At 67.5% G+C, this 1,231-nt stretch carries 1 protein-coding gene; it reads right to left on the reverse strand.

Annotated elements, in window-relative coordinates; all coding sequences use genetic code 11:
• Window positions 1–1,231 (reverse strand): ABC transporter substrate-binding protein (locus ACFWUY_RS41745; RefSeq protein ID WP_384122318.1); only part of this gene is annotated, 1,231 nt, incomplete at both ends.

Genomic DNA, 1,231 nt, shown 5'->3' on the forward strand with positions numbered 1-1,231 from the left:
CTCTTCGTGCCCGAGGGACATCCGTCCTGGCCGGGCTGCCGGGGGAAACATCATCAGGCAGCGCTGTGGACCACCACCGCCGACCGCGGTGGTGACCAGGACCGCGATCGAGGAGCCGTCGGCGACGCGGCTGGTGGAGAAGCCGAGGGTGCCGGTGATGCCGCGGAAGTCGGACTCGCGCAATTGGACCGCGATGGCGGTGCGGTTCGGTTCGGCGAGGACGCCTCGGCTGTTGCGCACGGCTTGCAGGAACAGGCCGCTCACGTCGAAGGCGAGGCCGGTGCGGTCGCCTGCCCAGGTGGGGCGGTAGTCGGTGAGGCCGGGATAGCCGCGCAGGTCCTCGATCAGCCTGGCCAGCTCGGTGCACAGCTGTTCGTGTTCGAACGGCACCGGTTGGTCGCCGAGTTTGCCGATGCCGTTGACGCAATCGGCGCCGCCGAGCATCACCGTCGAGGCCTTGGACACGAAGCGAACGGTGAGGTTGGCGGGCAGCGCGCCGGTGGCCTTCGGGTCGGTGATCAGCCTGGTCACCGCGTCGTTGCCGAGGATCGCCGGGCCCGCGCCGCTCACGCAGCCGCGACTCACCGATTTGGCGAAGGTCGGGAAGTCGTCGTTGCGGCCTGCGAAGAACAGCAGGGTGTTGCGGTCGAATTCGGCGGTCTCGCAGGGCGCGGGGAAACGGTAGAGCTGCTGTTGTTCGCGCCAGCTCTTACTCTCCTGCGCCACACCGCGTTTGGTGAGTTCCTTCTGCAGGTCCTCGACCAGCGTGGTCACGTACAGATCGCCCTCGGCCTCGGGGTGATAGATCGTCACCCTGTCGTAGCGGCGGCCGCCATTGAGATCGCGAGCACCCTGCACATAGTCGGCGACGAGGCGGGCCTGCACGCTATTGCTCGGTGCCGCTTGGAAATACAGCGGCGACGCCTGTTCGAGGCCGTCGGCGGACAAGGTCGTGGCCACGGCGGGAACACCGAGCTCACCGAGACGGGTGATGGCACTGCGGGTTTCGTCGTTGCTGCGATCGATTCCCACCACTCCCAGCACGCTGGGGTCATCGGCTACCAGCTCGCGCAACGGGTGGTCGACCACCCACCCGGCATGGCGCATATCGGAACCGCCGTTGGCGATGATGATGCGCAGCAACGGTTCCGATTCGTCGGAGGCAAGCAACGCGCTACGCTGCTGCACCGCCAGCCCGGCCAGTTCCTCGACCTGGGCATGCGGGTAACGC

The organism is Streptomyces sp. NPDC058664, from assembly GCF_042716635.1.
GTDB lineage: Bacteria > Actinomycetota > Actinomycetes > Streptomycetales > Streptomycetaceae > Streptomyces.